This window comes from Anabaena sp. PCC 7938 (genome assembly GCF_049315035.1).
Lineage (GTDB): Bacteria > Cyanobacteriota > Cyanobacteriia > Cyanobacteriales > Nostocaceae > Anabaena > Anabaena cylindrica.
Window position 1 is genome coordinate 4219968 of the sequence record NZ_CP186034.1, and the last position, 20489, is coordinate 4240456.

General features: G+C 39.6%; 18 protein-coding genes and 1 pseudogene. 2 read left to right on the forward strand and 17 right to left on the reverse strand.

The features are described 5' to 3' along the window. Nucleotides 1–10: 10 nt before the first annotated feature. From arsJ to bchB, 10 genes are all read right to left on the reverse strand, one after another. Complete coding sequence (gene arsJ, locus ACOWPH_RS19255; RefSeq protein WP_015216999.1) at nucleotides 11–1273, reverse strand: organoarsenical effux MFS transporter ArsJ; 1263 nt, start codon at nucleotides 1271–1273, stop codon at nucleotides 11–13. A 128-nt stretch (nucleotides 1274–1401) separates the two neighbouring features. Then, nucleotides 1402–2418 carry an ArsJ-associated glyceraldehyde-3-phosphate dehydrogenase gene (locus ACOWPH_RS19260; protein WP_015217000.1) on the reverse strand — a complete coding sequence of 339 codons (1017 nt, stop codon included), beginning with the start codon at nucleotides 2416–2418 and terminating at the stop codon, nucleotides 1402–1404. A gap of 1 nt (nucleotide 2419) precedes the next feature. Further along, nucleotides 2420–3484 (reverse strand): PstS family phosphate ABC transporter substrate-binding protein, encoded by a 1065-nt coding sequence (locus ACOWPH_RS19265; protein WP_015217001.1) that lies wholly within the window; start codon nucleotides 3482–3484, stop codon nucleotides 2420–2422. A gap of 243 nt (nucleotides 3485–3727) precedes the next feature. Further along, entirely contained in the window at nucleotides 3728–4051 is a 324-nt protein-coding gene (locus ACOWPH_RS19270; RefSeq protein ID WP_015217002.1) for an ArsR/SmtB family transcription factor, read from the reverse strand. Beyond that, the gene (locus ACOWPH_RS19275; RefSeq protein ID WP_015217003.1) at nucleotides 4051–4236 is read right to left on the reverse strand and encodes a PIN domain-containing protein; all 186 of its coding nucleotides are present in this window, start codon (nucleotides 4234–4236) and stop codon (nucleotides 4051–4053) included. The genes ACOWPH_RS19270 and ACOWPH_RS19275 overlap by 1 nt, the downstream gene beginning before the upstream one ends. Then, the gene (locus ACOWPH_RS19280; protein WP_015217004.1) at nucleotides 4233–4511 is read right to left on the reverse strand and encodes a hypothetical protein; all 279 of its coding nucleotides are present in this window, start codon (nucleotides 4509–4511) and stop codon (nucleotides 4233–4235) included. The genes ACOWPH_RS19275 and ACOWPH_RS19280 overlap by 4 nt, the downstream gene beginning before the upstream one ends. Nucleotides 4512–4550: 39 nt before the next feature. Continuing rightward, nucleotides 4551–5756: an aspartate aminotransferase gene (locus ACOWPH_RS19285; protein WP_015217005.1), complete on the reverse strand. Its 1206-nt coding sequence runs from the start codon at nucleotides 5754–5756 to the stop codon at nucleotides 4551–4553. Between the two features lie 116 nt (nucleotides 5757–5872). Beyond that, nucleotides 5873–7048 carry an iron-containing alcohol dehydrogenase family protein gene (locus ACOWPH_RS19290; RefSeq protein ID WP_015217006.1) on the reverse strand — a complete coding sequence of 392 codons (1176 nt, stop codon included), beginning with the start codon at nucleotides 7046–7048 and terminating at the stop codon, nucleotides 5873–5875. 511 nt (nucleotides 7049–7559) lie between these two features. Further along, nucleotides 7560–8084 carry a Ycf51 family protein gene (locus ACOWPH_RS19295; protein WP_015217007.1) on the reverse strand — a complete coding sequence of 175 codons (525 nt, stop codon included), beginning with the start codon at nucleotides 8082–8084 and terminating at the stop codon, nucleotides 7560–7562. A gap of 75 nt (nucleotides 8085–8159) precedes the next feature. Continuing rightward, nucleotides 8160–9686, reverse strand: a complete 1527-nt coding sequence (gene bchB, locus ACOWPH_RS19300) for a ferredoxin:protochlorophyllide reductase (ATP-dependent) subunit B (RefSeq protein WP_015217008.1) — start codon at nucleotides 9684–9686, stop codon at nucleotides 8160–8162. Nucleotides 9687–10039: 353 nt separating this feature from the next. Between bchB and ACOWPH_RS19305 the strand changes: the two genes are divergently transcribed. After that, a complete protein-coding gene (locus tag ACOWPH_RS19305) occupies nucleotides 10040–10729 on the forward strand; it encodes a Uma2 family endonuclease (RefSeq protein ID WP_015217009.1) in 690 nt (229 codons plus the stop codon). A gap of 124 nt (nucleotides 10730–10853) precedes the next feature. Here the strand turns inward: ACOWPH_RS19305 and ACOWPH_RS19310 are convergent, their stop codons facing one another. The 7 genes and pseudogenes from ACOWPH_RS19310 to ACOWPH_RS19340 form a co-directional block, all read right to left on the reverse strand. Beyond that, nucleotides 10854–12833, reverse strand: coding sequence for a primary-amine oxidase (locus ACOWPH_RS19310; protein WP_015217010.1), 1980 nt, complete (start codon nucleotides 12831–12833; stop codon nucleotides 10854–10856). A 234-nt stretch (nucleotides 12834–13067) separates the two neighbouring features. Beyond that, nucleotides 13068–13592 carry a tetratricopeptide repeat protein gene (locus ACOWPH_RS19315; RefSeq protein ID WP_015217011.1) on the reverse strand — a complete coding sequence of 175 codons (525 nt, stop codon included), beginning with the start codon at nucleotides 13590–13592 and terminating at the stop codon, nucleotides 13068–13070. 177 nt (nucleotides 13593–13769) lie between these two features. Then, nucleotides 13770–14588: a transporter substrate-binding domain-containing protein gene (locus ACOWPH_RS19320; protein ID WP_015217012.1), complete on the reverse strand. Its 819-nt coding sequence runs from the start codon at nucleotides 14586–14588 to the stop codon at nucleotides 13770–13772. Between the two features lie 12 nt (nucleotides 14589–14600). Continuing rightward, nucleotides 14601–14957 (reverse strand): 50S ribosomal protein L20, encoded by a 357-nt coding sequence (gene rplT, locus ACOWPH_RS19325; RefSeq protein ID WP_015217013.1) that lies wholly within the window; start codon nucleotides 14955–14957, stop codon nucleotides 14601–14603. Between the two features lie 21 nt (nucleotides 14958–14978). Next, nucleotides 14979–15176 carry a 50S ribosomal protein L35 gene (gene rpmI, locus ACOWPH_RS19330; RefSeq protein WP_015217014.1) on the reverse strand — a complete coding sequence of 66 codons (198 nt, stop codon included), beginning with the start codon at nucleotides 15174–15176 and terminating at the stop codon, nucleotides 14979–14981. Nucleotides 15177–15228: 52 nt separating this feature from the next. Continuing rightward, a complete protein-coding gene (locus tag ACOWPH_RS19335; protein ID WP_015217015.1) occupies nucleotides 15229–15936 on the reverse strand; it encodes a hypothetical protein in 708 nt (235 codons plus the stop codon). A 206-nt stretch (nucleotides 15937–16142) separates the two neighbouring features. Next, nucleotides 16143–18571, reverse strand: a pseudogene (locus ACOWPH_RS19340) (ATP-dependent helicase). 124 nt (nucleotides 18572–18695) lie between these two features. Between ACOWPH_RS19340 and ACOWPH_RS19345 the strand changes: the two are divergent. Beyond that, nucleotides 18696–20399 carry a glycosyltransferase family 39 protein gene (locus ACOWPH_RS19345; protein ID WP_015217017.1) on the forward strand — a complete coding sequence of 568 codons (1704 nt, stop codon included), beginning with the start codon at nucleotides 18696–18698 and terminating at the stop codon, nucleotides 20397–20399. The last annotated feature ends 90 nt before the right edge of the window (nucleotides 20400–20489 follow it).

Consider the following 20489-nt stretch of genomic DNA (forward strand, 5'->3'; position numbering starts at 1 on the left):
TTTTGATTTTTTAATCACCGTCACCAGCTTTCCAAGCGATATCTTTACTAGGTTGAGGATTTGGTAACTTCAGAGAAACTAAAGCTGCTGCTAAAACAAAAAACATTGATGTCCACAGACAACCGACTAAGCCGGATAACTGATAAACTAAACCTGATAATACAGTACCTGCGAGACGACCACCGGAATTAGCCATATAATAGAAGCCAACGTTTAAGGCTACCTTGTCATCATCGGTAAATGCTAACACTAGATAGGAATGAACGGCGGAATTGAAGGCAAAGACCACGCCAAATATGAGGAGTCCACCAATAATTACTAGATTAGCAGGTAAACCGATTTGGAGAGCAAGTGCGATCGCACCAGGAACAGCAGTTAACGTAAAAGTCCAAAACTGAATAGTCTGTGATTGCGGTGGACGGCCAGAACCAAATCGTTGTATCAAAGTTGGTGCTAAAAATTGAATAATCCCATATCCAATTACCCAACAAGCCAAAAACCCTCCCACCTGATAAAAAGACCAACCCAAAGTTTCACGTAAAAATACTGGTAAAGCCACTACAAACCACACATCTCTCGAACCAAAAAGAAAAAATCTAGCCGCAGACAAAATATTAATTTCTTTGCTTTTAGAAAACAGTTGACTAAACTTAACTTTCTTCTTAATTTTGCCCATTCCCTTCGGCAACATCAATCCAGTGAACATAATCAAAAATAGTCCACCTGCCATTATCAACAGGGAATTGACAAACCCAAATAAAGATAAAATCGCACTACCAACAAAAAAACCAACACCTTTGAGAGCATTTTTAGAACCCGTTAAAACTGCTACCCATTTAAACAAAGAAGATTGGGCATCTTGTGGAACTACCAAACGAATAGCACTTTTAGTACTCATCTTCGTTAAATCTTTCGCAATTCCTGAAAAAGCCTGTGCAATCATCACATAAAGAACTGCAAACCACTGTACCCAATTAGGATTTAACCAAGACAACATCACCAGAGAAAAAATCTGTAAACCAATACCTGTATAAAGAGTAACTTTCAATCCAAATTGTGAACCAATCCAACCACCTAAAAAATTCGTAACAATACCAAAAACCTCATAAAACAGAAACAGAGATGCAATTTGCAGAGGTGTATAACCAATTTTATTAAAATAAAGCAACACCAACATCCGCAAAGCACCATCAGTAATAGTGAACCCCCAATAAGCCAAAGTAACTAAAGCGTAATTCTTTAAATTACCACTAGAACTTGTAGTAGAAGCCATGATTAAAAATTCAAAATTTACAATACAAACCAAGAATCAAAAAACTCTAACTCTCTTTGCGCCTCTGCGTCTCTGCGTGAAAAAAATCCATCAGGGGTAAAATAAACATTCCACCCCTTTGAAAATCATTATTTCTGCAAACTTAAAGCCACCTTTCGCGCTAATTCCACCATGCGATTGGCATAACCCCATTCATTGTCATACCAAGCTAAAATTTTCACTTGAGTTTCATTTACAACCATTGTTGAAAGGGCATCAATAATTGCAGAACGAGGATCATCTTTATAATCAATTGACACTAAAGGACGTTCTTCATAACCCAAAATACCTTTAAGTGGTTCTTGTTCAGAAGCTGCCTTTAACAAACCATTAATTTCATCTACCGTTGTTGAACGAACCACTTCAAACACACAATCTGTTAAAGAAGCATTTAATAAAGGTACACGCACAGCTAAACCATTTAACTTACCATTTAATTCTGGATAAATTAAACCAATAGCTGTAGCTGAACCAGTGCTAGTAGGAATTAATGACATACTTGTAGCCCTAGCGCGACGCAAATCTTTATGAGGTGCATCAACGATAGTTTGAGTATTAGTATTGTCATGAATTGTGGTGATTATGCCATGTTTAATTCCTAAGCCTTCATGAATTACTTTTACTACTGGGGCTAAACAGTTAGTAGTACAAGAAGCAGCAGTTAATAAATGATGTTGATTAGATTCATAAAGGTGATCATTTACCCCCATGACAATATTTAATGCCCCTTCCTTTACAGGTGCAGCAACAATTACTTTCTGCACACCTCTTTTAAAATAAGGATCAAGGGTAGCTGTGGTTCTAAATTTACCAGAACATTCCAAAACAATATCAACACCAAAGTCTTCCCAAGGAACTTCACCCGGTTGGGAATTTTCACTAAAACTGAGGGGTTTACCATCAATTACGACTCTGTTTTCTACTGCTTCAACTTCTCTATCCCAGCGTCCATGTACAGAATCAAATTTGAGTAAATGTGCTGCTGCTACTGCACCACCTTTCGTTTCATTGATATGTACAAATTCTATTTCTGGCCAACCCCATGCAGCGCGGAGTGCTAAACGTCCCATGCGGCCAAAGCCATTAATTCCTACACGCACTGTCATGTTAAAATTCCTTTTGTTTACGCAATAATTGCCCAATTGTTAGGTCTAGTTCTGCTTTTCCAGCAAATACTGTTCCCGCTTTTCCGTTATGCAATTGGACATAATTAATTTTGTAAGCTTCCTCTGGTAAAGGTACATAACCGACAGAATTAGCAACTGTTGATGCTTTTTGCAGATAGAAATCTACAAATTTATAAACGTCACCTCTGTTTTGGCTAGACCAAAGATTGACATAGATAAATAAGGGTCGAGAAAGTGGTTGATATTGAGATTTCTCTACTGTTTCTGGTGATGGTAAAACTGCACCTTTTCCGTTGTTAACAGCTACTACTTTTAACTTATCTTTGTTTTTTTCATAGTAAGCGTAACCAAAATATCCTAAAGCGTTAGGATCTTTATTGATACCTTCAACTAAGACATCATCATCTTCGCTACCTATGTAATCATTACGGCTGGATTTAGCTTTACCAACTAGCGCCTCTGTGAAGTAGTCAAATGTACCAGATTGTTTACCAGCACCGTATAAATTCAGAGGACGATCTGGCCAAGAACTACGTACTTGATTCCAACGGGTAATTTTTCCTTCAGCAGCAGGTTCCCACATTTTTTTTAATTCTGCTACTGTGATGTCTTTTGCCCAGTCGTTTTGGGGATTAACAGCGATGGTTAAGGCATCAAAGGCGATGGGTAATTCTATGTATCTAACATCATTTTTATTACAAACTGCCATCTCTGCTTTAGAAATTGGTCGAGAGGCGTTATTGATGTCTATTTTACCCGTGCAGAATTTTTCAAACCCCCCACCAGTACCCGAAATGCTAACTTGCACTGGGGTGTTATTTTTGGTTGTGACTGGAAACTCTTTGGCTATAGCCTGTGTAATTGGATGTACGGTACTAGAACCATCAATTTTGATGGCTTTTATAGTTTCTGAATCAGTGACTTGTGTTGTTTTTGCTGTCTGCTGAGTTTGAATTGATGAGTCGGGTGCTGTTGTGCAACTAGTTGCTAATGTCAACATTCCCACTGCTAAGACCAATTTATTCCTCGTTGTTTTCACTGACATCACCATTCCTATTGCTGATATGGAAAGTTATGTATCTATCATTTCAAAAAAAGTTGATATGTCAAGCAATATTATAACAACATATACAAATATTAATCAATAAAATTTGATGTATTGGGTAGAGGGGTGAAATCAACTCGGTGAGTCATGAGTATAAACTCGGTTGTTTCAAGGTTTTGAGTAATTAACACTGTCTTAGTTTATGTAATTACACCCTTATAGTTTTAATATTACCCATCTTGATTAATCGCAGCAGGAACGAGGTACTGACATGATATGATTGAGGCAAAAATCGGCTAAATATTGTTCTAAAATCTGAAATTGGGGCAAATTTAAGCTGTAATAAATCCAGCGTCCTTCCTGACGTGAGTTAACTAAACCAGCTTCTTTGAGATTTTTTAGGTGAAAGGATAATTTTGACTGACTTATTTCTAAAGCATCACATAAGTCACATACGCACAATTCACGCTGTCGCAGCAGTTCTATCACGCTGATTCTGATGGGGTCAGAAAGGGCATGAAAGCCTGCTACGATGACATTGTTAGGAAACGTGGTGGGAGTTGGCATCAATTAATTACGCGGTATAAAGGTAAATCACGAAAAAGAAAACAAGTTTCTGAAATTACAGCATCGCAGGTTAATACAGGTAAATCAACCTGTCTCCATTGAGTTACAGCCCATTTGTGAAAGCGATCAGATTTTCTGAAATAAGCAACTAAAACACCAGTATCGAGAATTATGCGCTGATTCATTTCTCCCCATATCCTTCCATGTATTTTTTATTACAGGAAAGATCATTAACTCCATCCTCAATCACTCCCTCCCATTTTCTCAATAGATCACGAGGAGAAATTTTAGGATTGTTTGCAGTTGCTTTTTCAGGATGTTGATTAACTAGGCGATCGCTTGGCTGTAGTTCGTTATCTCTCAATTCAAATACAAGAAATTCAATAAAACGTAGAACTTGCTGCTGTTGATCCATAGGCAACTGCTGCATCGTAGTTACTACTTTTTCTAGAATTGTCATAACCTTAATTCTTTTGAGATTGTGTATTCACCTTAATTATCACGCAGAAACTATGGCTTCCATTTGATAGTGGATTCCCGCTTCTTTGAATCTTTGTAAAGCTTTTCCCAAGCGATCGCACTCTGCTATTAAACTAATTCTCACATAGCCTTCTCCACCAACGCCAAAAGCATTACCAGGAGTGAGAACAACCCCTGTTTGCTGTAGGACGTGCAAAGCAAAATCTGTGGAATTCATCCCCTCAGGACATTTTATCCACAAATACATGGTTGCTTCCGTTTTGGGAATCTTCCAACCCAACTGGCCTAAACCATCAATGAGAAAATCTCGACGGGTGCGGTAACGTTGTTGGACTTCGTGTAAATACGTATCTGAAAGTTGCAAAGCTGTCTCTGCGGCAGTTTGTAAAGCGGAGAAAATGCCATAATCCAAATTAGTTTTTAAAGTCCGCAAACCTTGGATTACATGACTATTTCCCACCACAAAACCTACACGCCAACCTGCCATATTATAGGTTTTAGAGAGGGTATGAAATTCTACACCGATATCTTTTGCACCGGGAATTTCTAACAAACTAGTTGGTTGATAACCATCAAAAGCTAATTCGGCGTAACATAAATCATGGACTAAAAGAATTTCATACTTCCGTGCAAAAGCCACAATTTCTTCAAAAAATTCACGGGGGGCAGTAGCTGCGGTGGGATTACTGGGATAATTAAAATAGAGAATTTTGGCTTTTCTGGCTACTTCGTCAGGAATAGCAGCTAAATCAATTAACCAGTTATTTTCTGCTTTGAGAATTAGATTGTGAATAACTCCACCGGCAATGATGGGGCCACGGAAATGAACGGGGTAGGAGGGTGAAGGGACTAAAACAGTGTCACCGGGATTAATGTAAGCGATCGCTAAATGTGCCAAACCTTCCTTAGAACCCAATAGAGGTAAAGCCTCACTATCAGGATCAAGTACCACACCATAACGGCGATTGTACCATTGGGTAATTGCCTTGCGGAAACTAGCAGTACCTTCAAATGGGGGATAACCGTGATTAGCGGGATTTTGCAAAGCTGCAATTGCCGCTTCTACCACCGGTTGCGGCGTGGGACCATCGGGGTTTCCCATCCCCAAATCAATCAAATCTAGCCCCTGTTCCCTAGCCTTGGCTTTCAATTCATCAAGACGGGCAAACACATAAGGAGGCAACTTTTGTACACGTTCTGCGGGTGTAATCCAACTCAAATTCATCTAAAAACCTCGAATATAAACAGGGACTGGGGATTGGGGATTGGTGATTGGGAACTAGGGAGGATGAGAAAGAACCTTTATTTTTACTTCTGACTCCTGACTCCTGACTCCTGCCTTCAATTACCTGTTACTCGTTCCCCCTTTTTGTCAATACGATTACTATCTATTGGTGCAGTAGTAGAAACCATTGCGGCCATTAATTGTTCCAATGCCACTTTAAAAGGTAAGCGATGGATATCAGAATGAGGATCTAAAGCAATTTCTGCTGCTGTTTGTAACTCGCCCAGGGTGATATTACCTAAACCTAAATCACTTAATTTTTGCGGTAATCCAATCTCTGCATAGAACTTCAACAATTGTTGTCTTGCTGCTGCTGCTAGTTGATTTCCTGGGATCATTTCTTCCAACCGCAGTTGTACCAAGATGCCATAGGCGACTTTTTCCCCATGAATGCTACCATGTCCAGAAATATGCGTTAAACCATTATGTACAGCATGGGCAGCAACAGTGCGACATTGCGCCCCACCCAGTCCACCGATGACTCCAGCGAGTAAAACCGTTGCATCTACAACTTCTTGCCAAGTTTCACTACCTGGTTCTTTGAGGGCAACTTCGGACTTTTGTAATAAAATATCTCGTAAAACCCGCGCTTGTTGAACTGCGGCAATAATTAGGGTTTGTTGTAAGTGTCCACTGCTGACTGATGCTTCGTACCATTTTGCGATCGCATCTCCAATCCCTGCAACTAAAGTCCGTTGTGGTGCAGTTTGAATCAAATCATAGTCCAAAATCAGCAAATCAGGACAGCGAGACAAAGCCACATCATATAAAAACGCCCCAGCTTCAGAATAGACATTTGATAAAGCCGTCCAAGCTGCACAGGTAGCCGCAGAAGTAGGAATTGTGACAACTGGTAGCTGTAATTGATGGGCGACTAACTTAGCTGTATCCATGGATTTACCACCACCAACACCGATAATGACATCAGCTTGATGTTCCTTTGCTGCTTCGCGTAAGGCTTTCAGACTGGCTTCACAACAATCTGTACCATAGGAAACTGTAACTGTGTGTAAATTTTCGGCTTGGAAAATAGATTGTAAACTCTCTTGGCTAATCTTGAGAGTGCGATCGCCTGCCACAATTAAAGGACGAGTTCCCAAACGGGCAATTTCTCCTGCTGCTGAGATTAACACACCAGCACCCCGGATAACTTTAGCCGGGGAAACTGTGAGTGCAACTAACGAACTAGAGGTTTGGGTAGATAAAGCTTGAGTAGAAGATTGATTAGGCATAATAAGTAGTATGTCAAAAATTGATATTTCTTAACCAAATTAGATTAACAATATACAGCAGGGAATAGGGAATAGGGAACAGAGTTGAAAGTCTTTTAGCATCAGGCTTGGTTCTGAGGGAACACCAGAAAATAAATTATCTAATCTTGCGGGATGGGCATACTTCGACTACCAATTAGAGATTAAGCGCAATCCTCTTACCATTGCCTATAACCAGCAAAGTGATACATTTTTTCCCCAATAGTGAAATTTTTGAAGTTTTAATATCTTAATCTAAAAATAATATTTATTGTATAGTAAATCACAAAAAAATCATGTTGTGGCAATTCCCAAGCTCATGAAATACACCCCACCCGCGCTGTCGCGCACCGTAGCCCCTTACCAAGGGGAGGGTTGGGGAGGGGTAATTTTGTATCTAAACTAGAGTGGGAAAGGCTATATTTGGGGATTGGGGACTGAAAACTAGGTAATATTTGCCATTTCCCTATCTCCCCACACTTCCAAATCTCTGTTAAGCTGTGGGTTTTTTTGGTATTTGAGCGAATTTATCTAGGTAAACTTGCACGGCCATTTCAGAATCTTCACGACTAGCCAAAGTTCGTTTGACTTCACCTAAATACAGCGGTACTGTAATTCCTGGTTCTGGGTGGATAACGGTACGGGCGCGAATGGTCAATTGGTTGTTTCCTCTGCTACCCAAACGACCAAAAGAATACAGATTACTAGCTGCTTGACGCAAAGTTGCTTCTAATTGTGTAGGGGTAATCTGGGGTGAAGTCGCAATTACCGCTTCGCTAGAACCATTGTCATAAACTAGGGTGTATTTTACTGCACCGGGGATAACTGTGCGACTCAGAGGGACTAAAGACAGTGAAAATAACCCAGCAGTCAGCACGATCATAAAGCCAGTTGCACCCACCAGCCGAAAGCGAAAGCCCCATTTGACGATAAAAGCTAGAATTGTGAAGACTGCAAAGGCTATCGTCGCAATACCTGACCATTGTGTATATTGCAGGAAATCAGATGTGGTGAACATAGGGTTTTAATTACGGACATACCCATTTTACTGGTTGGTGCGATCGCTGCGTTGACTCATGCGATCGCAGTAAACTTACGCCCCTACAGACTCCTTCGCTGCATACAATACCTCAGCCGAGATATCTTTAAAGCCACGTTCACGGGCAAATTTTTCAGTATTTCGCTTTACTTTTCCGCGCACAAAACCAGGAATCTTATTTAATTCTGCTTGTCCATCTTTTGTCCAATTTAAACCGGATTCTGCGGAAATTCCTTTGGTAATTACTTCTTTTGTATCGTGTCCACCAAAGATTTCTAATAAGTGATCTTCCATTCCCAAAGTAAAGGAATTGTAGATTAAATCAGTGATTTGATTTGTGCCTTCATAACCCATAAATGGTTTGTAACCAATGGGGAAATTTTGGACGTGGATAGGTGCTGCAATCACACCGCAAGGAATATCCAAACGTTTACCAACGTGGCGTTCCATCTGTGTACCAAATATAGCAGAAGGTTCAACGCGAGCGATCGCATCCCCAATTTCTCCATGATCGTCTGTAATCAATACCTCATCGCAATATTCGCTCACCTGTTCTCTAAACCAGTCAGCATCATACTTGCAATAAGTACCAGCCCAAACCACATGAATCCCCATTTCCCGTGACAAAATCTTAGTTAAAGCAGCCGCATGGGTATTATCACCAAAAACCACCGCTTTCTTCCCAGTTAAATTCTGACAGTCAATCGAACGGGAAAACCAAGCAGCTTGGGATACATGGAGAGTTTGTTCATTAATGAAGTCTTCGTAATCAACCTCACCACCTTGGGCATTAATTACCTGCTGAATTTTGCGGATACATCTTGCCGTTTCCACAACACCCATCGGCGTAATATCTACGTAAGGAGTCCCGAATTCTTCTTCTAAATATTTAGCTGTAGTTAAACCAAGTTCACGGTAAGGAACTAGATTAAACCAAGCTTTTGGCATATTCTTCAACTCGTGAACCGAAGCACCTTCAGGAATGACAGTATTTACCTCAATTCCCAAATCAGCCATTAGCCGTTTCAGTTCAGTACAGTCGTGATTATTGTGGAAACCAAGAGTAGAAATACCAAAGATGTTAACTGAAGGTTTAGCAGTTTTTTCTGTTGGTAGTTCCCCACGCTTGCGGGCTTTCTCAATGTAATATTGAACGATTTGTTGTAGAGTCCGGTCTGCGGCTTGTAATTCGTTGTAGCGGTAATGGTTCACGTCCGCCAGCATTACGTCCCCTTTCGCTTCCAACTGCGCCCTTTCCACAAAGTTGTGTAAGTCTTCTTGCAGAATGCTGGAGGTGCAGGTGGGGGTTAAGACAATTAAATCGGGGTGTTCTTCAGCGTCTTTGCGGGTGATGTTATCCACCACCTTTTCTTGAGAACCACGCGCTAAAACGTTTCTGTCAACCACACTGGTTGTCACTGGGGTAAAGTCTCTCTCCCGCGATAGCATGGAACGCATAACATTAAAGTAGTCATCACCGAGAGGTGCGTGCATGATTGCGTGAACGTTTTTAAAGGAACTAGCAATCCGCAAAGTACCAATGTGGGCGGGGCCTGAATACATCCAGTAAGCCAATTTCATCCGGTCTTCTCCCTTTACAACTCAAATAACTATAAGTGCTTGATTATTAAATCGTTTCTGATTTTCTCAAACCTAACCGTTATGAACAAATAAGGTTTGTTGCGAGGTTATTTGACTTGGGAGACAGTAAAACCTAGTTCCTGACTGGGTTATAGCTATAGACTTAAACAATATTCATGTTGTTTAAATCAATAAATCTTAATAATTAGCAAAATCTTGGGATCAATTTTGAGCAATTGACATCACTGATATTTGTTAATTTAAACCGCAAAAAAGCCAAATGATATAATCAGTCTTTATCAGTAATTTGCTAAAATATACACAATAGGAATTAATTACCTATTACAAAAATTATGGTAAAAATACCCTTTCTCGCTTCGACAATTCCTCCTTTGACAAACGGCGATAAACTCACTCGTTATGAATTTGAGCGTCGATATAATGCCATCCCTAAACCTAAAAAAGCTGAATTAATCGAAGGAATAGTCTATATTATGCCTGCTGCTTTGCGTTTTAGAAGTCATGGACAACCTCATGGTCGGATAACTGGTTGGTTGTTTAGTTATGAAGCTATGACTCCCGGTGTGGCATTAGGAGTTGAACCCACGGTGCGTTTAGACTTAGATAACGAACCTCAACCTGATGCAGTTTTGATTATTACACCAGAAGCAGGTGGACAAACTCGAATCAGTGAGGATGATTATATTGAAGGTGCGCCGGAGTTAGTTGTGGAAATTGCTGCTAGTAGTGCAGCTATTGACCTACATAGCAAAAAACAAGCTTATCGCCGTAATGGTGTCAAAGAATATATTGTTTGGCAAGTTTTAGACCAAAAATTGAATTGGTTTTCTCTGGAAGAAGGTGAATATTTAGAACTAGCACCTAATCAAGATGGAATTTTACAAAGTCGGGTATTTCCAGGTTTATGGTTAGCGGTAAATGAATTATTAACAGGTAATATGCAAGGCGTGTTGAATGTTTTACAAGCTGGTTTAAAGTCTGTTGAACACACGAATTTTATACAGAAATTAGATAGTAATTAACCTATTTTTAGGTTTCATTAAAAAAGTCTAATTGTGTTTGCTTAACTTCCTGTTTTGCGATTCCATTACCTGTCAGAGACAGGTAACGAAGTGAAAGTCTCTACAAAACTAATTTAAAGCTAATTTATTCACCCAAATTAATCGCGGGATTTCTACTAAAAAAACCCCTGGGCATCAACTTAAACCCAACTTGGTGTCGTGGCATTACTGGCCAATCTTCGGGACGGGGAACATGAGTCATTCCCATTGTGTACCACACCACAACATCTTCACCAGTTAAAGACTCATTATCAGCAATATACTTTGGTAAACCTTCGCCTGGTTTTGCTTGATTGGGATAATCTCCACCTGCATACATTTCACTAGATTTATATTTTGTTACCCAAAGATGATGAGTTGCAAAACTGGCTTTTTCGCGGATTTTTGCACCTTCTACCGCATACAAAATGGTGTTTCCTCCTGGCATCAACATATATGCAGGGGAAACACCTAAATTATTCTGTTTATCTGCACTAGCAATCATCCATTCTCGACTGTGTTTGATATCTAAATCACGGACAGCAGCTTTTTCTGTTTTTAATGGTGTGTCTTCTACAGTAATAGCATTTCCCAAAGGATTTTTATCACTTATTGGCAAAGCTTCAACATTCATTTCCATCACAGAATTAGCCTGACCATCTACATCTAAATCTAGACGATAGTTGAAGAAATGCTGGTGATTTACTCCAAATATATTCTGAGCTAATAATCTGCCAAAGGAATTATTTTGAGTTTGGATTTTGGCTGTTGTTCCCTGTGCCAGAACAATACCTGTTAACTCATTTTGTACTTCTAAAGTACCATCCTGGTGAAAAATCCAATTAATGCTGTAATCATAATTATCAACAGCCGTTGTCATCTTCATTACTAATTCACGACTGCGACGAACATCATTTTTTTGGCTATTGTATTCAAAATGTTTCCAGAGTACACCGTTGTCTCTTTCATAGATACCAATGACTCCAGGCATTGTATAAGCATCTCCTTCACCATTAGCAAATACGGCATCCAGTAAAACCCCATTATCGGGAACTTCTTTACCTATTTCCATTTTATTAGCTAACAAACCAAGGTTATATTCTCCGACATCAAAGGCGTTACGAAATGACCAATTAGGATTAGAATCACCATAAGGAACTGCCATTTCTGATAAGCCGGCACGATATAAAATTGGTCTGTATTTTTCGACATCTTTGTAATTAACAAGATATAAAACCAATCCTTCACGAGGATGCATTAAATAACGAAATTTCCAACCTTGCCAACTAATTTCGTTACCTTTAATTCTGAAGGTTTGACCATGAGATTGAATAATTTTTAAGGGTTTTGGTGGTGAAAGTAATTTACTGAAAGATTTTAGATCATAGTCCCAATTTTCTTGAGATATAGGAACTACACCGTTATCAACAAAACTATCAATTTCACCTTTGTTTAAATTAACTGTAACCAAAACTCCTTCAATGGGACGGGCATAAAAATTTGATAGTTTCCCTTTATAATAAGATAATGCTCGACAAAGACGATTACCTGATTTTTCTTCTGCTGGAGTGAGTATTCCTCCTGTCCAGCAACTGATTTGCACTTGGTCAAAATCTGTAATTCCCCGCTTTTGCATGGCTTTTTGCCATTGAGGATCGGATTTAATGACTTCTTTTGCTATCTCATAATCTGGGGGTAATATTGCAGGTTGAACACCGGGTTTTTCTTCCCAAGAAGTTAAGGTTTTGGTGGTGAGATCAACTGTTCCTGTAAAAGTTTTGTTGAGTTCACGTTCATAAACTAATAAAAAAACCTGGCGTGTAAATGACTTACCAGGTGTAAAATTCAAGACTTCTTTTTTATCCGGTTCTTGCAAAGCAATCATGGGAAAAAATGCTGTATCGCTCAAGGTTTTTTCCTGTTTGAGTATGTCTACAGCTTGATTGATTTCTATCTCGGTTAATGGGTTTAAAGGATGGGAAATGACAGATTCCTGAGCAGATAAAATGCCCATAAATCCCAGTATGGTAGTAGCGAAAACAATGATGGCAACAACTAGCCCAAAAAACCTTAGTCTCTGAATCATTAGTTTACTTAATTTAGAACTTATACCAGGTAAAAAAAAGAATGCGACAGATAGGTAGGTTGGGTATAACAGAGAGAAACCCAACAGAGTTAAGGTTTTGCTGTTGGGTTGCGTTCCTTAACCCAACCTACATCTGTAACAATAATTTTTAAAATTGGTATTGGTTATTTATTTCCCCAGTGCTAATAGTAAAACCGATAGATTCAGAAACTAATTTGCAAATAATTGGCTGGATTATGCAGTAACCAAACGTCGTAAAGATTCAGCACGACGTTTTGCAGTGGCGTTATTAGGAACCAATTTTAGTACTGCTTCATACATTTCCAGTGCTTGAGAATTTAATTTTTTCTTCTCGTAAGCGTGTCCAAGATTATTCAAGGCTGATATATAATCTGGGTTTAATTTGATTGCTTCTTTGTACTGACGAATTGCTAAGTCATATTGCTCTTGGGCAAAATAAACATAACCCAAACCGTTGTAAATTGGGGCAATATTTTCTTCTCCCTCTTCTTCAGCAGCTTTAAGAGCTTTTTGAAATAGGGGTATTGATTGAGTAAAGACTTTTTTTTCGGAATAAATACTGGCTAATTCATAATATTCTTGAGCCGTACCTTTTTCTTTAGTTAACTTGCTTTTCAACTTGGAAAGAGAACCTTCTAGTTTGCGAGTTTTGAAAATTTCTCGAAAAACACTCACACCTGCAAATGCGAGCAGACCAACAAAAACTGAGAGATAAACGACGGCTAGATTGTTATCCATTGCCTACAAATACAAATATAAAAAGTGCTTTCTCTATCTATTATTCAACTTTCTGGGAAAATGGGGAAATAAAAAAATAATTCGTAATTCGTAATTCGTAATTCGTAATTCTTAATATATACCTTCTTCCTTCGCGTCCTTCGCGCCTTCGCGGTTCATTTAATCCATATTCTGCTGTTAAGGAAATAACCCCCAAAATTGTGCGCGTTCTTTGAGCCAACCTGTAGCTGTGTAACGTGCGATCGCTTCATTTACCTTTCGCCTTAACTCATCGTACTGCAAACCCTTGGGCATCACAACCGATAAAGGTTGGGCTGATAGCTTGGTGGGTAATAGCCGATATTGAGGATATTCTTGCACCCAACCACTGAGAACGCTGGTATCAGCCGCAAAAGCATCAGCAGTGTTATTTTCGATTTTTTCCCGTGCTTCTACGTAGGAATTCACGCCTACTAACTCAGCATTAGGTATAAAATACCTTACCCTAGCGATAGTACTAGAATTATTGAGGACTGCGATTTTACGTTTAGATAAATCTTGCAATTTTTGAATAGATGTATCTTTTGTAACTATTGCCGCACCATCAATATAATACGGAACACTAAAACTAACTATACGGGAACGTGATTCAGTTGCTGTAACTCTGGCAATGGTGAGGTCTACTTGATTGTTTAAAATTACTGACAAGCGATCGCTATTAGCAACCGATTTAAATCTCACCGCATCCGGTTTACCTAGTAATTCCTCTGCCAAACGCCTGGCTAAATCAATTTCTAACCCTTGTAAATTGCCGTTATCATCCTTAAATCCCAAAGGACGCAAGTTATATTTAACAGCAATATTTACATAGCCTCGTTGCTGAATTTCCGGCAACGTAGCGGCTGAAGCAGTCAAAGATTTTCCCCCGAAACAAAGGCAGAAAACCAAAATTAAGGTAGCGGATAATACCAGATGTAACTGATTAATTTTTGACCACCTGTTACATCCGTTATTCATCCGTTGCCACCTTTATCCTTTAACTGCGTTTGCCATTTCTGCCACTTTAGCAAAACTTGCAGGATCAAGAACTGCCAATTGTGCCAACATTTTGCGGTTTAGTTCAATGTTAGCTTTTTTGAGATTACCAATTAACTGGCTGTAGCTTAAACCATGTTGTCTAGAAGCTGCGTTAATACGTGTAATCCATAGACGACGGAAATCACGCTTCTTCTTTTTGCGATCGCGGTAAGAACTGCGAAGCGCCTTCATCACCTGTTGGTTAGCGGTTCTAAACAGAGTTGAGTGAGAACCACGAAACCCTTTAGCTATTTTGAGAATTTTATTGCGGCGTTTACGAGCTACATTACCGCGTTTTACCCGAGTCATATCTTAACTACCTGTGATGTTTTACAAATAAGGGAGCATCAAACGTACATTGTCTGCATCACGTTCACATACCAGTGCAGACTGGCGCAAACCACGTTTCTTGTTGGAAGACTTGTGTTCCAGAAGGTGGCTTTTGAAAGCTTTGCGACGGACAATTTTACCTGTACCAGTGGCACGAAATCGCTTCGCCGCTGCTTTACGAGTTTTGAGTTTAGGCATGGGTTTGGCTATGATTCGACACAATCTATTATTATATATCAAAAAAACCAAATTAATTTTTTGTGGAGGTTGCGACTTTAGGATCTAAGACAATACTTGCGCCGGTTTTATCTACGTGGTAAGTCCAAGATTGATTTTTCACTTTCACAATTACTATCCAGCCTTCTATGGGGTCAAACTGTTGAGTACAGACTTCACCAAAACTGAATACGCAAGCATTACTAAAGGTTTGTTGGGTTGCTTGAGTAATTTTTATGGCATTTTGTGGTAATCCAGAGCGTTTAGAAGCATCACTCACAACCTTATCAGCTATATCCTTCGGCAGTTGGGAAGTAGCAGATACATTCACTTTGGGGTCGAGCAGGATTTGTGAACCAGGTTGATTGACATGATAAGTCCATGATTGATCTTTTACCTGCACAACTACCTTCCAGCCTCGAATAGGTCTGTATTCCTTAGTGCAAATTTCTCCAAATCGAAAAATACAGGGATTTCCAAAGGTTGTAACTGTGACTTGAGTAATTTTCAAATCAGGCATTTTTACCCCAGAACGTTTAGCCGCATCTCGTAGCACGGCTCTAGAAATATCTCTAGGTAGATTGTTTCGATTTTGAGCTAATTGTGTCTGTTCTGGACTAGGAATAGCCACAGAGGTTTGATTGTTAGAAATATCAAGTCCACAAGCCAGCAACCCGCTTAAAGCAAGGGTTAAAACAATTGATTGAGGTAATTTACCGATATTTTTCAAATGAAATGACATAATCTGTTTTCCGCCTCAATTTAACAAGATATAGCGGTTCTCGGTTGAGTGAGATACAAGAACCCCACCCCCAACCCCCTCATTGCTTGCGGGGAGGGGGCTATGATGTATTTCATTCAAGTGCATACCGCTATATATAAACTTATTTACTATTTTTAGTTTAGTTTTGTTCCCCAAATTGTTATTGAAATCAGGGAATACAGAATTTACTTAACTACGTTTTTGGGAAATTGGCGCTTTAAGGCTGCAAAAACAGGACAGGGAGCGGAAGCTTGCAAATTATGCGGTTTGTTCCAAGTGAAGGGTGCTTGTTGAGCCGCAGACATCCATAACAGCCGCTTGGCTCTGGTCATGGCAACATAGAGTAAACGGTATTCTTCAGCCATTTTCAGATATTTTGCATCTTCCCAAGCTTGGCTGATATTGGGGATGGCTTTGGTGTGGAGTACGGCACGAATTTGGGCGCGAGCGACTTCTGATAAGGTAAAATCACCTAAAAATTGGCTTTGGGGTGGAACCCAAAATCTACCAGGAATAAGGTTTTCGTGCAGAAAGGGCAAAAACACATAATCCCAATCTAGCCCTTTGGCTTTGTGCATGGTGATGATTGTGAGTTGACCTGGTTGGGTATATTGTTCGTCCAGATTTTCTGTGTCTACTGATTCAAATCGTTCGGAACTGACGATTTCACTTAAAGCGGAAAGCATTGCTTCCATTGAGGTGTTACCGAAGAGTTGCTGATTGACTCTTTCTGCAAGTTTGTCAGCGGTTGCTAATTCTGCTTGGTCATAATTTAAGGTTAAAGCGAAGAAGGAAATAATCTGATACAGAGGCAGTTCTAGACGAGCGCGGAGTAGGCTACGACACAAATGGGCAGTTTTTTGGACTATATCTGTTTGCGGTGCGGCTAGGGGGCCAGGATATAAAAATTCTTCGGGAATACTGGCGAGGGCGTTGAGATCTTGGGTAGGAATTAATTGACGTTGGACTAGGACATCGAGGGCGGCTTTGAGTTTTCCGGGGGAGTGGGGGCGATCGCAAAATTGCAATAATGATAAAATTTCTTGGGGTACATGAGAACGTCTTTCTCTCTCTCCCACGTCATAAAGTTTGATGTTATGTTCTTTGCATATCGGTTCTAAAGCCTCTCCTAACCATCTTCCTTGGCGATTTTCTCGCACTAAAACTGCTGCACAAGATTGGGGATCTTGGGTGAATAATTCAACTACTCTCTGGGAAAGCAACTCAACTGTTTGATGAATATCTACAGGGGTATAAAGTTCAAGTCCCTTCCCCACTGGTGCGGGATTAGCATTTGTCTGAGGATCATTGATATCCACAGGGTGAATTGTCTGCACCAGAAATGGAGTTTCGCCTTTATTGGTTGTTGACCATTGATTATTCACCCACTCCAAGGCGAAGTTAGCTGCTGCAATAATAATTCTTGTACTCCGACCGGCTTGATCCATTGTTGCCAATCTTTGATCAAGATGACATTTTTTACAAAAATCCCGGAAATAAATCGGGTCAGCAGGAGTAAAAGTTGAGTTAATCGCTTGATTAGGATCACCCACTCGCACTAGGTTGAGTTGAGGAGTCCTCAGTAAAGAACTATCAAAATCTCCCCATCTCCCTGCCCCCTGCCCCTGCCCCTGCTCCCCTGCTTCCTCTCCCCACTTGCCAATATTTCTAATAACTGCGTCTGAAGTGGGCTAGAATCCTGGGCTTCGTCTTCAAAAACGGCAAAAACTTGATTTTGCTCTATACGACGGGCGCTGTCGTTTTCTAGAACTCGTAAAGCAGCTAAAATCATATCGTCGTAGTCGATGAAGTCTGGCGACATATCCGATGGGCTACGTCTACGCATTAAGTTTTCATATTCCTCATACAATCCTGCTGCAACTTGCAAAATTGCATACTTATCGGTAGTTTTTTGACTCCATTTTTTTAATTGTTGTGGTGTTATTCCTGAGCTTTTCGCTTCATGAATGACGGTATAAGCTAAATCTGGTAATACTTCTGTTCGCAATACTGACTGACGACGCAGTTTTTCTGTTTCTTCCCCATCAAATTGTTTACCTGCGAGTAAGTGAGAATATTGTTCGGGATTATGAATAATCCATTGTTCTACCGCTTGACGAATGAAACGATGGCTTTGGTTAGGGGTAATTAATGTGACATTTTCTAGCTGCAAACCGGATAAGTTGGGATGACGGCTGGCAATGTTTAAGGCTAAACCATGCAGGGTATAGACTGCAAAGCCTGTTTGCGGTAAAGATAATTTATCTCGTAAGCATTCGCGGATTTTTGCTTTAATGTTGGCAGCGGCGGAACGGGTGAAGGTGACGACTATCAATTGACGACGGTAATTGTTACCTGTGGAAAGGGAATGTTGATATTGACGGGCAATTGCGATCGCAGCGGCATCTGCCATCCCTCTCGATTTACCCGCACCAGGAACAGCAGACACAGCTAATGACCCATGTTCCCAGTCGGCCATTTGCTTTTGTCCAGGTCGCAAACTATCACGAATTGCTACAATGTTGTCGTTTAATTTAGCTAAGGAGGATTGTTGATTTGCTTCTAATTCAAGGCTTTTTTGCTCTACTAAATCTGTAAAATTATCTTTTGACATATAAAATTTAGGTTTTTATTTTGGCGTTGCTGAGTAAGTGTATGATTTTATCTCACGCAGAGACGCAGAGGCTCAGAGAGTGAGTGTTTGAGAGATTAAGTATTTCAATTAACATGAATCAATAATGATTAATCGCAAACTTTTTATACATGATTTGGGTTTAACTGGAACGATACCTGCATTGGGTATTGCGATCGCTATTGGTGCTATTTTGCGCTTTTGGCATCTTGATTTAAAACCCCTCTGGCTCGATGAAATAATTACGGCTATTTTCAGTTTGGGTAAAAACTACCGTGATTTACCTTTGGATGTTCTCTTTCCCCTCAACCAAATTCAGACAATTTTTGCTTTTCAACCAGGTGTTAGCTGCTCTCAAATTGCCACTAATCTGGCTAATTATTCTACTCACCCACCGCTGTTTTTTTGCTGGATGTACAGTTGGTTAGGGTTTTTGCATCCTTTGAGTATAGAGTGGATGGCTAAATTGCGATCGCTACCAGCTTTATTTGGTGTGGCTACAATCCTAGCAATTTATGGAGTCAATCGTATTGCTTTTTCTCCCACATCTGGAATTATGGCAGCATTTTTGATGGCATTATCCCCTTTTGCTGTTTATCTTTCCCAAGAAGCAAGGCACTACACTCTACCTATGCTCATAATTACCTTAGCGTTATTCTTGCTCATGCAAATTCAGCAAGATATCTTTTATCAACAAAGATTACGTTTTTGGGTTTGGTTTTTATGGGCAATTATTAATAGTATTGGTCTTTATGTTCACTATTTTTTTAGTATAGCATTTATCGCCGAAGTTGCTACACTATTAATGCTAATTTATCGGGGTAAAAGTAATATTTTTAAACTCCGGCAAGTCTATTTATATCTAATTATCTCTACCTGTTCTATTATTATTAGCTTCATGCCCTGGATACTAGTTATACTCAGCCATTTACGCAGTTCTGAAACTAATTGGTTGCCATCTGCTCATCATGTTGAACCAATCTATCAAACTTTGATTACCTGGGTGTTGATGATCATTACTCTCCCCGTAGAAAATCAGCCTTTATTAATGGCGATTTTTTGTGGTTTTCTCATGGTTGTATTTATGATTTGGACTGGGTGGCAGGTCTTGCCAAATTTAAAGTTACTATGGTTAAAAAGTAAAACCCATTTGCCTACTTTCACACTTTTAAGTTTTACTTTTTTTGTATTATTACAATTCTTCTTGATTGCTTATTTATTAGGTAAAGATATTACGGTTGTTCCTCGTTATCATTTTGTCTATTATCCTAGTTTTTGCGCTTTATTAGCAGTCAGTTTAGAAAAAGTCAAAATTCCCAAGTTTGTCTTTTTATTGGTTGGTTTAATCAGTTGTATTTTTGTGCTTTCTAATTTAGCGTTTCAAAAACCTTTTCAACCTGATAAAGTTGCCCAAAATATGAATTTTGAACCTGCTGTACCATTAATGTTGGTGGTGGGATATGAAAATTATCAAGATGTCGCTGCGGGATTAAGTTTTGCTGTGGCATTGGAACAACTTAGAAGTCATGAAATCACCAGCCAATTACAGAAAGATAGTTTGATTTTTTTAGATAAATCTCCTGATTTTTCTGCCTTTAGTAACAAGCTTTCTCAAATTTCTATGGCAGATATATCTCAGTTTAATTTATGGTTCGTAGGTTCAAGCATGAGAAAGCGGGATTATCCACAAAATTTGACACTTACATCTGGTAAAACTACTTGTAAGATAGAACCTATCCAACACTATCGCACTGGTCAATTCCCTTATCAACTTTATCGTTGCAGCAATTCATCAGGGACTTCCAAATAAAAAAATGTACAAAAATTTCTTGTGGTGCGGGCCGAAAAGCCCGCAAATTATCAAGGACGGGCAGGATGCCCATCCCACAAGATTGAATAA